This window comes from Hydrobacter penzbergensis (genome assembly GCF_900106985.1).
In the GTDB taxonomy this organism is placed as follows: Bacteria; Bacteroidota; Bacteroidia; order Chitinophagales; family Chitinophagaceae; genus Sediminibacterium; species Sediminibacterium magnilacihabitans.
In genome coordinates, this window is record NZ_FNNO01000016.1 from 16,616 (window position 1) to 29,880 (window position 13,265).

The 13,265-nt window shown below is 47.5% G+C and carries 14 protein-coding genes; 8 read left to right on the forward strand and 6 right to left on the reverse strand.

The window, feature by feature from the left end:
- Positions 1-5: 5 nt before the first annotated feature.
- Positions 6-620 carry a 2'-5' RNA ligase family protein gene (locus BLU98_RS14600; protein WP_092726083.1) on the reverse strand — a complete coding sequence of 205 codons (615 nt, stop codon included), beginning with the start codon at positions 618-620 and terminating at the stop codon, positions 6-8.
- Positions 621-635: 15 nt separating this feature from the next.
- Positions 636-1,046 (reverse strand): hypothetical protein, encoded by a 411-nt coding sequence (locus BLU98_RS14605; RefSeq protein WP_026768920.1) that lies wholly within the window; start codon positions 1,044-1,046, stop codon positions 636-638.
- Positions 1,047-1,125: 79 nt separating this feature from the next.
- Between BLU98_RS14605 and BLU98_RS14610 the strand changes: the two genes are divergently transcribed.
- The 8 genes from BLU98_RS14610 to purH all read left to right on the forward strand — a co-directional run bounded on the left by BLU98_RS14610 (position 1,126) and on the right by purH (position 9,259).
- On the forward strand, positions 1,126-1,557 hold the full coding sequence (locus BLU98_RS14610; protein ID WP_092726084.1) for a LexA family protein: 432 nt from the start codon (positions 1,126-1,128) through the stop codon (positions 1,555-1,557).
- The gene (locus tag BLU98_RS14615) at positions 1,554-2,834 is read left to right on the forward strand and encodes a Y-family DNA polymerase (protein WP_257575015.1); all 1,281 of its coding nucleotides are present in this window, start codon (positions 1,554-1,556) and stop codon (positions 2,832-2,834) included. The genes BLU98_RS14610 and BLU98_RS14615 overlap by 4 nt, the downstream gene beginning before the upstream one ends.
- Before the next feature lie 55 nt (positions 2,835-2,889).
- A complete protein-coding gene (locus BLU98_RS14620; protein ID WP_092726088.1) occupies positions 2,890-3,795 on the forward strand; it encodes a DUF72 domain-containing protein in 906 nt (301 codons plus the stop codon).
- Between the two features lie 86 nt (positions 3,796-3,881).
- Positions 3,882-4,460 carry an RNA polymerase sigma factor gene (locus tag BLU98_RS14625; RefSeq protein ID WP_092726090.1) on the forward strand — a complete coding sequence of 193 codons (579 nt, stop codon included), beginning with the start codon at positions 3,882-3,884 and terminating at the stop codon, positions 4,458-4,460.
- A 13-nt stretch (positions 4,461-4,473) separates the two neighbouring features.
- Positions 4,474-4,803 (forward strand): hypothetical protein, encoded by a 330-nt coding sequence (locus BLU98_RS14630; RefSeq protein ID WP_092726092.1) that lies wholly within the window; start codon positions 4,474-4,476, stop codon positions 4,801-4,803.
- 54 nt (positions 4,804-4,857) lie between these two features.
- Positions 4,858-6,051 carry a carbamoyl phosphate synthase preATP-grasp domain-containing protein gene (locus tag BLU98_RS14635; protein WP_092726094.1) on the forward strand — a complete coding sequence of 398 codons (1,194 nt, stop codon included), beginning with the start codon at positions 4,858-4,860 and terminating at the stop codon, positions 6,049-6,051.
- A 50-nt stretch (positions 6,052-6,101) separates the two neighbouring features.
- Complete coding sequence (locus BLU98_RS14640) at positions 6,102-7,730, forward strand: ComEC/Rec2 family competence protein (protein ID WP_092726096.1); 1,629 nt, start codon at positions 6,102-6,104, stop codon at positions 7,728-7,730.
- Positions 7,731-7,774: 44 nt separating this feature from the next.
- Positions 7,775-9,259 (forward strand): bifunctional phosphoribosylaminoimidazolecarboxamide formyltransferase/IMP cyclohydrolase, encoded by a 1,485-nt coding sequence (purH, locus tag BLU98_RS14645; protein ID WP_092726100.1) that lies wholly within the window; start codon positions 7,775-7,777, stop codon positions 9,257-9,259.
- On the opposite strand, the gene BLU98_RS14650 is transcribed toward purH, so the two are convergent.
- The 4 genes from BLU98_RS14650 to gldE are packed head-to-tail and all read right to left on the reverse strand — an operon-like array spanning position 9,256 to position 13,192.
- Positions 9,256-10,635 (reverse strand): LutB/LldF family L-lactate oxidation iron-sulfur protein, encoded by a 1,380-nt coding sequence (locus BLU98_RS14650; protein ID WP_092726104.1) that lies wholly within the window; start codon positions 10,633-10,635, stop codon positions 9,256-9,258. The genes purH and BLU98_RS14650 overlap by 4 nt on opposite strands.
- Before the next feature lie 29 nt (positions 10,636-10,664).
- Entirely contained in the window at positions 10,665-11,246 is a 582-nt protein-coding gene (locus tag BLU98_RS14655; protein WP_026768912.1) for a DUF3109 family protein, read from the reverse strand.
- A 13-nt stretch (positions 11,247-11,259) separates the two neighbouring features.
- Positions 11,260-11,862 (reverse strand): gliding motility lipoprotein GldD, encoded by a 603-nt coding sequence (gene gldD, locus BLU98_RS14660; RefSeq protein WP_092726107.1) that lies wholly within the window; start codon positions 11,860-11,862, stop codon positions 11,260-11,262.
- Position 11,863: 1 nt separating this feature from the next.
- A complete protein-coding gene (gene gldE / locus BLU98_RS14665) occupies positions 11,864-13,192 on the reverse strand; it encodes a gliding motility-associated protein GldE (protein ID WP_257575016.1) in 1,329 nt (442 codons plus the stop codon).
- Between the last annotated feature and the right edge of the window lie 73 nt (positions 13,193-13,265).

Below are 13,265 nucleotides of genomic sequence, written 5' to 3' on the forward strand. Positions count from 1 at the left end.
CTTCGTTAAAAAAACAGGCTCGCCTGTTTTGGTTCTACTCTTTTTACGTTCAGTAATTCGAATCGTTTTACGAGTTCATATTTTTTAGTACCTGCCTCTTTTCTTAACAGCAATACATGTTGGGCCATGAACCGTCCGCTGAAATGACTGTTACTGAACTCCAGCCATCCTTTCTCGTATTGCCAGGGCAGCAGCTTCCGCGCAACCGTCAGGTGTGGTTCGGTAATGAAATGTGGTTTGTGTTCCGCATCGAATTTCAACAACCGCTGCACCGGACGCAACGACCGCACCAGTTCCGTGATCTGCGTTTTGGTCTTCACTTCTATATAAATGGTATGCGTGGGAAAACTGCCAAAATTTTCCAGCTCTACTACAAAAGACGGATTCTCTTTGATGAGGGTATCCAGTCTTTGTACGATACGCGATTCCAGCATATTGAATTGCATGAAACGCAACAATGTGATGTGCGGTTTGCTGTGCACGGCAGATGGACATTCATACCGTTCGGCAAAAGATTGTTTCAGCGCCATGATGGTTGCCCGCAATGCCTCGTGTGGCTCCAGCACCAGCAGGTAATCGCTTACCGGGCAATCTGCCAGGGGGTGAATGCTATTTTGCATACTTGTGTTTTTGGGTCAGGCCGGCCGCAGGCCGAATACATTTACCTGGCGACTCGTATCGAATGCATGTTTTCTCCGTACCAATACCAGTTCCGTTATTTCGAAAGAAGCAGGCAAGGCATCGCAGGTGCCGGCGGGGAGGCTGGGGTTGGTGATCAGTTTCATATCCGGACAACCATAACTCCGCACATAGTCATCTACTATTTTCAATTCCCTGGCCAGTTGTTGCAAAGGCTGCCGGTCGGAGATCCGTACAACCGATTCTTCTGCGGGAGACTGCAGCGTAACCCTGAAACTCTTTTGTGCGCTGATGATGCGGTGCATCCAGCGGATCAAGGTTTCTTCCATGTCTTCCCTGGCCCAAAAATGAGCCAGGGTCAGCGAGCCCGCTCCCAGGCGGGTGACGAGTTGATAATTCCATTCCATATTTTCCGGTATTTTTTTAGTTTGTCAATTATTTTAGCATAAATTTACTAAATAATTTAGTTAAACAAAATTAATTTCTATGCAGGGGGAACAGTGGTACGGAGCCGCCTATAAAGGCTCCAAACAATTCAGCCAGTGGGAGATCCCCACTGCCAATGCCACCGGCTTTGGCGCAGCAGCCGATGATTATATGGAAAGAGGTATCGACCTCAACGAACAGCTCATTCACAACAAGCCCGCTACTTTTTTCTTTCGCATGAACAGTGATGCCATGATCGGCGCCGGCATCTACAGCGGCGATACCCTGATCGTGGACCGCAGCCTCAAAGCCACCACCGGCAAAGTGATCGTAGCCATCGTGAACGGGGAATTATTGGTCAGGCGCCTGCACACCCATATCAAGGGTATTGCACTAATAGCTGAGAACAAACGCTACGGCGATATACTGATTGATGAGTTCTCTAACTATGCCGTATGGGGCGTAGTAGTTTACAGCATACACCAATTATGAAAGCGATCGTTGACTGCAACAATTTCTATTGCTCCTGCGAACGGCTGTTTAAACCCGAACTGAAAGGCAAACCCTCAGTGGTATTGAGTAATAACGACGGATGCATCGTCTCGCGCAGCGATGAAGCCAAAGCGCTGGGCATTGCCATGGCCGGTCCGTATTTCCAGGCAAAGCCCCTGATCCGGCAGCATAATGTCACTGCTTTCTCATCGAACTACCATCTCTATGGTGATCTGAGCTGGCGCGTTATGGAAACACTCCGCCTGCTCCTGCCTCCCGGCCGCGTGGAAGTATATTCGGTGGATGAAGCCTTTCTCGACCTGGACCATATCCCTAAAGATCAGATACGGGAAATGGCCATCCGGATACGGACTGTGGTAGAACAATGGACGGGCATCGCTGTATCCATTGGTGTAGCACCTACTAAAGTGCTGAGCAAAATAGCCAACCGGCTGGCCAAAAAACACAAAGACATCACCGATTGCGTGCTGGTGCTGGATAGTCCCCGCACCATACAACAAGCCCTGGTGAAAACAGATATCGAAGACATCTGGGGCGTAGGATTCCGCTATGCCCACAAACTGCGGCAGCAAGGCATTAACAACGCTTACGAACTGAGCATCAAAGATCCTTCCTGGGGACGTAAATATATGGGCGGCGTAACAGGCACCCGGTTACTGAAAGAATTGCGGGGAGAATCCTGTATTGAAATGGGAGAAGACCGGCTTGTTAAAAAAATGATCGCCACCACACGCATGTTTGGCTCTCCGGTGCATGATGTGAAAGACATCAAAGAAGCCATCGCTACCTATACTTCACGCGCGGCAGAAAAACTGAGGCGACAACATGGCGCCGCAAAAGTGGTGAGTGTATTCATCGTTCCCAAAGAACAATCGCACAATACTTATTTCAGACACGGACCTACCATCAGCAGTCATGTTACCCTTCCGCTCGCCACTTCCCTCACACAGGAACTCATCAAACCGGCAGTAGAACTGGCAGAACAATTGTATGAAGAAGGAAGAACCTATAAAAAAGCAGGTGTGATGCTCAGTGGCATCGTGCCCGACGAATCGGTGCAGGGTAACCTGTTCATGCCTGAAACCCTCAACAACCGCCGCCTGCTCATGAGCACCATGGATAACGTAAACTTTGCCATGCGCGACGACATCCTCAAATTCGCTTCTTCCGGTACTGCCCGCAACTGGAAAATGCGGCAGGAGCTACGCAGTCCCAGGTATACTACGAGATGGGAAGAATTGTGTGAAGTCAGTTGATAGATATTAGTTGTCAGGAAAGGGCGAACTTTAGCGCATCACCTAAACCAACGATATGGAATTTGGACGCGTGCCGGTAGCAGAACTCGAGTCGATTCATTTTTCATTGCCGGCAGAGCCGGAAGAGAACCTGCAGGTACTGGGTGGACGCAGCGTTGATGCTCCAAAACTTTACCTGGGCTGCGCCAAATGGGGAAGAAAAGAATGGATCGGCAAGATCTATCCGCCCAAAACAAAGGAGAAGGATTTTCTCGAGCACTATGTAAAACATTACAACTGCATCGAGCTCAACGCCACGCATTACAAAGTATACGATGAAGCAGCCATTGGTAAATGGGCAGCCAAAGCAGCAGGAAGGGATTTTCTGTTTTGTCCGAAAATGTACCAGGGCGTTACCCATTATGGTAACCTGCAGGGAAAAGAATTCATCACCACCGAATTCCTGAAAGGGCTCATGGCTTTCGGAGAACACCTGGGTCCCATCTTCGTGCAAGTAAGCGATGCTTTTTCACCAGGCAGGAAAAATGAATTATTCGATTTCCTCCAATCCCTTCCTACAGACCTGCAGTTTTTCCTGGAAGTACGCCATCCTTCCTGGTTCGGTGATGCTGCCATCCGGAAAGAACTGTTCGGTTTTTTAACGGAACGGAAGCTGGGCGCTGTGATCACAGACACGAGCGGACGAAGAGATTGCGCGCACATGCAATTGACCATCCCCAAAGCTTTTATTCGTTATGTAGGCAACAGCCTGCACCCGACCGACTATACACGCATCGACGAATGGATCGCCCGCATTCAATATTGGATCGACCAGGGCCTGGAAGAATTGTATTTTTTCATGCACATGCACGATGAAGCTTTTTCTCCCGAACTCACCGTTTACCTGGTAGACCGTCTGAATGCCGCTTGTGGCCTTAACCTCCTGAAACCCGGTTTCCTTCCGCCACAAACACTTTTCTAACCCTAAATCGGAAATGGCCAAATCAGAAACCAGACATTTCCGCTACTTTTAAAATATCAGCGCCTCCTCCCCGTCTACCTCTCCAAATGGATAAGGCGCTGACGATAGTAGCAGACATGAGCGGACCCCGCAAGAACAATATTACCGAGGTCATCAACACGTATAGCAAGCGATTGATGGCTTTCATACGCAAACGCGTGGGCAATGAAGCCGATGCGGAAGATATCCTGCAGGATGTTTTTTACCAATTGCTCGGTAATACCAAACCTATTGAGCAACTTACGGCCTGGCTCTTCACTGTTACCCGGAACAAGATCACCGACCGCAACCGAAAGAAAAAGCCCGAGTTGCTCGAGGACTTGTATACAGGCGGCTCAGACGAAACGGAGTTCGACTGGACCAACCTTTTTTTCGACGAACGCAATTCTCCCGAAACGGATTATCTCCGTTCACTTTTCTGGGAAACGCTCTACGCAGCGCTGAATGAACTACCAGCTTCCCAACGCGATGTGTTCATACTGAACGAAATTGAAGGGGTGCCATTCAAAGAGATCGCAGAGCAAACAGGGGAAACTGTTAACACCCTCATCAGCCGTAAGCGCTATGCAGTGCTGCACCTGAGGGAAAGACTGCTTACACTTAAAAACGAATTATTATATCATTAGTAAACGAATTGAAATGAACAAAAAATTCTGGATAAAAAAAATCCTGGGATGTATCGTAATTGCCCTCTTCATAGCCAGCCTCCTGGGATATGTGGTCATGCAATTGTGGAATCATGTACTGGTGGGCATCGTAACCGTTCCGGTCATCGATTTCTGGCAGGCGATCGGGCTCCTGGTATTATCAAAGATACTCTTCGGAGGTATCAAGGGCCGCTGGGGCGGCCCGGGATGCGGCGGCAATGGCGGCTGGAAATCCGAACTGCGCGAGAAATGGCACAATATGAGTCCCGAAGAAAGGGAAAAACTCAAGCAGGAATGGCGCGAGCGTTGCAAGAGATGGTAGTTGTTGCCAATTAATTCCCCCGAATCCCCTAATTTTGCGCAATCTTTCGCAAAAATGAATCCTAGACTTAATTCCAACGAATCAATCCCTTCCTCCAGGAAAAAGATCATTGTTTTAGGCAGCGGCCCCAACAGGATCGGGCAGGGCATTGAGTTCGACTACTGTTGTGTGCATGGTTTACTGGCCATCAAAGAGTGCGGTTACGAAGCCATTATGGTCAATTGTAACCCTGAAACGGTATCTACCGATTTCGATATGGCCGACAAACTGTATTTCGAGCCCGTATTTTGGGAACATTTGTGGGAAATCATTGAACTGGAGCAGCCCGAAGGCGTGATCGTACAGCTGGGTGGTCAAACTGCCCTCAAGCTGGCCAAACGCCTGCACGAGAAAGGCATCAGGATCATCGGCACTTCTTTCGACAGTATGGATATTGCCGAAGACCGTGGACGTTTCAGTGATCTGTTGAAAGAACTCGATATTCCTTACCCTCAATATGGTACCGCCTACACTGCTGAAGAAGCCATTGAAGTGGCCAATAAAGTTGGATACCCGGTGCTGGTTCGTCCGAGTTATGTACTGGGCGGACAAAGAATGCGCATCGTGATCAACGATGATGAAGTGGAACAGGCCGTGATCAGCCTCGTGAAACATTTACCAGGCAATAAGATCCTGATCGACCATTTCCTCGACCGTTGCCAGGAAGCTGAAGTAGACGCCATTTTCGATGGTGAAAACTTCCACATCATGGGGGTGATGGAACATATTGAACCCGCAGGTATCCACAGCGGCGACAGCAATGCCGTTCTTCCTGCTTTCAACCTTTCCCCGATGGTAGTGGCTACCATGGAATATTACAGTGAAAAAATTGCAAGGTCACTCAATATCAAAGGTCTTATCAACATACAGTTTGCCATCAAAGACAGCAAAGTATATGTGATCGAAGCCAACCCCAGGGCCTCCCGCACCACGCCTTTCATTGCCAAAGCTTACCAGATCCCTTACCTGAACATCGCTACCAAAGTAATGCTGGGCGCGGCCAAACTCACCGAATTCCAGATGGACAAGCAACTCAATGGCTATGCCATTAAAGAGCCCGTGTTCAGTTTTGAAAAATTCCCCGGTGTAAACAAAGAGCTGGGACCTGAGATGAAAAGTACCGGAGAAGCCATCCGTTTCATCAAAGACCTGAGGGATCCATACTTCCGCACATTGTACAAGGAAAGAAGTATGAACCTGAGTAAGTAAGCACATCCATACTCCGTTCTGTCCGAAGTATCCCGTAGTATGTTCGCTTCATGAAGCGATACGGAATACCTGCGTGGAAACAGTGCCCTTTTCTTCGCCTGTTGATGGCTCTCATTACAGGCATCATCATACAGGATATTATTCATCCAACATGGATGATAGCTGGTTTGCTGGCTGCAACAGGAGCATGTCTTTTTCTCTTTTACCAGCTCTTGCCTGTTACAAAAAAATTCCGTTTCAGAAAAGCAGCAGGCATAGCTGTTCACTTACTGATACTGAGTGCAGGTATGACCAGTTTCTACTTACATGAATGGCAAAACCGGCCAAACTGGTTGGGTAACCACTATCATCCGGGCGATACACTGATAGCCGTATTACAGGAGCCCCTCGTTGAAAAACGGCGGTCGTTTAAAGCCCTTACCACTATCACGCATGTACAACAACCAGGCGCTGGGAAAGTCAACCGTTGGAAAAAAGTACAGGGCGATGTATTGCTGTATTTTAAAAAAGAAGACCTGCACCATGGGCTCGTTTACGGATCACAGCTGCTGTTGTACAAAACCTTGCAGCCAATTACCAATGATGCGCGAGCAGGTTTCGATTATCGCAAATATTGTGCAAGCCAGGGCATTCATTACCAGGCATTCCTCTCTTCTCATGATTACGAATTACTCAACAACACATTAGCGGAGCCCGTTACCAACATGCTGTTCAGGGTAAGGGATTTTGTCATTCATACATTTCGCACCTATATCAACGGTCACACAGAAGCGGGTGTAGCGGAAGCCTTACTGATCGGCTACCGGAATGACCTGGATAAAGAACTGATGCAGTCTTACAGCAATACTGGCGTGGTGCATATCATTGCCATCAGTGGTATGCACCTGGGTATGATCTACGGTCTGCTGGTATTCCTGTTGAAACCTTTACGTGCTGTTCCGGCTATTGGCAGGATAGCGCCCCTGTTGGTTTTCTGTACCCTGTGGGGGTTCAGTCTGCTCGCCGGTGCAGGAGCTTCTATCCTTCGTTCGGCCGTTACCTTTTCCTTCATCCTTGTAGGCGATCTGATGGGCAAAAAAGGGCATTCCCTGAATTCACTCGCAGCTTCCGCATTCTGCCTGCTCGTATACAATCCATTCTTTTTGTGGGATATCGGTTTTCAGCTTTCCTATAGCGCCGTGCTGGGTATTTTATTATTTCTGCAGCCATTGTATAAAAGCATTCATTTCGAAAACAAATTACTCGATCAGTTGTGGAAACTGCATGCGATCACATTGGCAGCACAGATACTGACTTTTCCGCTGCTGCTCTATCATTTTCACCAGTTTCCTACCCTTTTCCTGTTTTCCAATTTCTTTGCGGTGCCTTTATCCGGATTGATCCTCTACGGATGCCTGTTCTTATTGTTAGTTGCCCCTTTACCCGTGCTGGCCTCCTGCACTGGTAAAATTATTTGCTGGCTCATCTTCCAATTGAACACATTGATCACCCGTACCGATAACATTCCGTTTGCTGTCATACACAACCTGGACCCCGGTCTCTGGCAAACGATTGTTTTATATGGATGTATCGCCGCACTGGCCTGGTGGCTGATGCATAGAAAGCCACAGGGCCTGCTCTGGGCAATGGTTTGCCTGGTTTTATTACCACTCTTTCGCCTGTTAAGCCTTGTACTCTGAGCGGCAGACATTACCTTTGCACCTCCTTTTAAGACCCTACCACCATGCAAAAGAACATTCAATCTGCACTGATCTCAGTTTTTTACAAAGACGGACTGGAACCCATTGCTAAAAATCTTCATGAATTAGGCATCACCATTTATTCTACCGGTGGCACCCAAAAATTCCTGGAAGACCTGGGCATTCCCTGCGTGGCGGTAGAAAGCCTTACTACTTACCCCTCAATACTGGGTGGCAGGGTGAAAACCCTTCACCCCGCAGTTTTTGGCGGTATCCTCGGTAGAAGAAGTGAAGCACAGGATCTGCAGGAAATGAAAGAGTACAAAATTCCAGAGATCGACCTGGTAATTGTAGACCTCTATCCTTTCGAAGAAACCCTGCGGAATACTTCAGAAGAGAAAGCCATCATTGAAAAGATCGATATAGGCGGACCTTCCATGATCCGCGCGGCTGCCAAAAATTTCAGGGACCTGGTAGTGATCGCAGCCAAAGAAGATTATACTGCATTGGAAAAACTGCTTGTTGAACAAAAAGGAGCTACCACCCTCGAGCAGCGCAGGGCTTTTGCCGCCAAAGCATTCGAAGTGGTGATGCACTACGATATTGCCATCAGCAATTATTTCAATCCCGGTCACACACAATCTCTGCGTTACGGCGAAAACCCGCACCAGCAGGCCGTTTTCCATGGCAACCTGGAACCATTGTTTACGCAACTGAACGGAAAAGAACTTTCTTATAATAACCTGGTAGATGTAGATGCAGCCGTGCAACTCATCCAGGAATTTTCCGAAACCACTTTTGCCATCATCAAGCATACCAATGTATGCGGTATTGCAGCAAGACCTACAGTGAAAGCCAGTTGGGACGCTGCATTGGCCGGTGATCCTGAAAGCGCTTTCGGCGGTGTATTGGTTTGCAACGGAACCATCGATAAAGCAACTGCTGAAGCCATCAATGAAATATTCTTTGAAGTATTGATCGCACCAACATTCGATGCCGATGCACTGGAGATACTGAAAAGCAAGAAGAACAGGATCCTGTTGGTATTGAATGCACAGCGTCCTGCACTCAAAACACCCGCCAAATCATTGCTGAACGGTACACTGGAGCAGGGCGCCGATACAGGCAATTACAGCAAATGGGAAGAAGTGGGTGGCCGCGAAACAACGGCTTCTGAAAAAGAGAACCTCAGTTTTGCCAACCTGGTGTGCAAACACCTGAAGAGCAATGCCATTGCCCTGGTGAAAGATAAACAGTTAGTAGGTAAGGGTTGCGGACAAACCAGCCGCATCGATGCCCTGCGTCATGCCATTGAAAAAGCAAAACAATTCAACTTCGATTTAAAAGGCGCAGTGCTGGCTTCTGATGCATTTTTCCCTTTCAATGATTGTGTACAGATCGCACACGCCGCCGGTATAGAAGCATTCATTCAACCCGGTGGTTCTGTGAGAGACAAAGACAGCATTGCTTATTGTGTGGAACACAAGCTGTCCATGGTAATGACAGGCATGCGGCATTTCAGGCACTAAGCCTTGTTATTTTTTTCTTCCCACATTTCATTGAACGTTTTCTGACTGAAATCAAGTTCACTGCGATGGGCTGTCCACCCTTTGAATACTTTGTTCACCACCCAGTTCTTGATCCTGCCATTGCCCATGTTCATCATATTCCTGCTGAGGCTCGCGGCTTTCCATGCCTTCCAGGCCAGGCGTTCAGCAATGGAACTCGTACCCTGCAACACGGCTTCGTGCCGGTTCTCCAATAACAGTTCGTGCAGATTGATACGTATCGGGCACACTTCGGTGCAATTACCGCAAAGAGAAGAAGCATAGCTCAGGTGTTTGTATTCATCCATGCCCTTCAAATAAGGTGTGATCACTTTTCCTATGGGGCCGCTGTAAGTAGTTTCGTACGCATGGCCGCCGATATTCTTGTAAACCGGACAAGCATTCAAACAGGCGCCGCAACGTATGCAATACAAAGCTTCTCTTGTTTTGGGATTGGCCAGCAGGTTGGTACGGCCGTTGTCGAGCAGTATCACAAACATTTCTTCGGGTCCGTCTGTTTCATTAGCCTGACGGGGTCCCATAACAAGGCTGTTGTAAACCGTTACCTGCTGCCCTGTTCCATACGTAGCCAGCAAGGGCCAGAACAAGGCAATATCTTCCAAAGAAGGAATTACTTTTTCTATGCCCACAATTACAATATGTGTTTTGGGCCAGGCGCAACTTAGTCTTGCATTGCCTTCGTTCTCCGTAACAGCGATACCGCCAACATCGGCAACAATGAAATTTGCACCGGTTACACCTATTTCTGCCTGTACATATTTTTCGCGGAGTTTGTTACGTGCGATGATCGTCAGTTCTTCCGGACTCAATCCCGGCGCCGTTCCCAGCTTATCTGCAAATACCCTGGCCACGTCTTCCTTGCTTTTGTGCATGGCCGGTGTTACAATATGATAAGGAGGTTCTCCATCCAACTGCTGAATGTATTCACCCAGGTCGGTTTCCACACTTTCAATACCTTTCGATTCCAGGAAACGGTTCAGATGTATTTCCTCCGTTACCATACTCTTGCTCTTCACCAGTGTTTTGCAGTTCTTTTCTTTGCAGATGGCGCCAACAGCGTCCAATGCCTGCTCTGCATTTTCGGCCCAGATAACTTTAGCGCCGCGGGCCGTTATTTTCTTTTCAAATTCTTCGAGGTATTGATCGAGGTGTTCTATCGCTTCCCATTTTGCATTCTTCGCCCTTTCCCTTGCCAGCATTACATTATCGAATTGCTTCTTTCCTTGTGGCACCACCGCATTATACTTACTGATGTTGAAATTGATCTTGCGCCTGTGATCCAGGTCGGCCGCCTTAACGGAGCTTTTGGCAAGGAATGATTCGGCATTTTCTTTCATCCGTTGTAGTTTATTACGTAAGCGTTGGGTTATTTATGCAGGTGCTCGGCCAAAGCGCAAAGCGCTTCATAAAATTCTTCACCGTATTTCCTGATCAGCGAATCTTTCAAAAAAACATACACAGGCACTTTCAATTTCTTACCCAGTGCACAAGCGGCCTGGCATAAGTCTTCACGCGGTTGATAATTCAAATATTCCACATCGGGATCGCGTTTGCTTTTTTGTATTTTGATGGGGAAGAGGTGACAGCTCAACGGCTTTTTCCAATCCAGTTTACCATCATTATACGCCTGTTCAATAGCGCATTTGATGATACCCTGTTGATCGCGGTAGCCATAAGCGCAGATGCCGCTGTTGACAGTGGGCGTAACCCAACCAAATTCTTTATCGAAAAGATATTTGCCCTGTCTTTCCACTTCCCTGATCCCTTCTTCCGTCATATAGGGTTTGATCGCTTCGTAATATTCCTTTAGCTTTTCCAACTCCCATTTTTCCATCGGGGCGCCGGCATCTCCATCTTCACAACAACCACCCTTGCACTTGTTGAGGTCGCACACAAACTGCTCCTCCAGCACTTCGTCGCTGATCAATTTATTGTCGATTGCTAACATGTTGTAAAGATAACTAATTGCCAGACTTCCACCGGAAGGTATTGATCAGGTGTTTCATATCGTCTACCAGGAAACGGTTCACAATGCCAAGCGAATCGGCATTGGGCGTGGCATCGAAATAAAGTGCACCACGCAGGAAATGGCGGGTAGAGTCGGTAAGGAAAAACTGGTTGGCAGTAGCCACATTCCCGCCTACCGTAAAAAAAACGCCGTGTACCCCATTGGGGGTAACCAGCACCGAATCGTCTATAGAATAGGCTTTGGATGCATGTTTTTCTGTGAGTACATACGCATGCTTGATCAGGGTATCGAATTTGTTTTTTCCTACCTCTTTATAGCTGATGTATATCCGGCCATGGAATTGCGGAAAATCCACATTGATCCACCAGGGGTTCTCATCATTGGGCTTACCAAAGAAAGTGGTATCCTTCATTACCTGCGCATACACGGGATATTCAAATGAATACGGGTAACCGGGCTGGTCGAATAACTGATAAGCTCTTTTAGGGAAATCGATCCGGAAATAGCCGGCGGGTTTGGGGGTGAATGTGCTGTTGCAAGCCATTACAAAACAGATCATTACTACAGACAACAACACAGATTGAACAACTTTCATCTCAATATACTTCCTCGCGCGGTTTAATGGATACTTTAATTTTCTGCAACCTGTTCTTCGCTACTTCCAGCACCGTGAAAATAAAATCGCCGCTGCTCACCACCTGGTTGGGCTGCGGAATTTCTCCGGCCAGTTCCAGTACCAGTCCGGCCAGCGAATCGCTCTCTCCTTTCACCTGGTCGAAAGTATCGGTTTGCAGTTCCATGATCTTGCATACATCGTTGATCATGGTACGTCCTTCAAAAATATAATTATTGTCGTCTATCTTTTTATAGCCGCTGTCTTCTTCATCGAACTCATCCTTGATCTCTCCAATCACTTCTTCCAGTATGTCTTCCAGGGTAATGATGCCGCTGGTGCCGCCGAATTCATCCACTACCACAGCAAAATGGATGTGCTTGGCCTGGAATTCCTGCAACAGGTCTTCAATCAGTTTTTGCTCATGCACAAAATATGGTGGCCTGAGCAGGGTATGCCAATTGTAATTATCCGGTTCATCCAGGTGGGCTATCAGGTCTTTGGTATGGATCATACCCGCTACATCATCGAGGTCTTCTTTGTAAACAGGTATCCGGCTGTAGTGCAGGTCGCGCACTGTGGCAATCAATTCTCCAAATGATATTTCGTGATCAACACCATGCACATCCATCCGTGTACGCATCACCTGCTTCACTGTTATGTTGCCGAATTGCACGATGCCTTTGAGGATGTTCTTTTCATTTTCTGTAGCGGTATTGTCTGTCGTGAGATCGATGGCATGATCCAGTTCCTGCAGGGTGTAAGCGCCGTTAGAACGCTTTGCCAGTTTTCTTTCAATGATATCGGAATATTTTACCAGGCCTTTGCTCAGCCCCGCGAATGCATACGATACGCCCTGTACGACGGTAGCTGAGTCTTTGGCAAAACGGATATTGTTTTGCGTGGCCAGCACCTTTGGCATCACTTCTCCAAATAAAACCAGTATGAAGGAAACCGCCACTACTTTAATCAGGAATTCCACCCACACTGCATCGAATTTTTCAAAGTTGAACATGTCATCGATGAGCAGGTTGGAAATAATAATGATGGCGATATTGATGAAACAGTTGGCAATGAGCATGGACGCCAATAATGTTTTGGGTTGCTCCAACAAATCAACGATGCGCTGGTAAGGCGGCTGCTGTTTGGATTTGAGCAGGTTGATGTCTTTGTAGGTTAGAGAAAAGAAAGCCACTTCCGATCCCGACAATACAAAAGAAAGGAACAGCAACACGAATAATATCATTACCAATACCGTTGTTCCCTGCGTCTGTATGGCAGACAACAAATAGGGCTGGAATGAAAAGTTCAAAACCGAGTGATGATCCAAAGCAGGTGTAATTAATTTAAGAATGGGGTCATGTTACGGGCAAAAATATCATTTA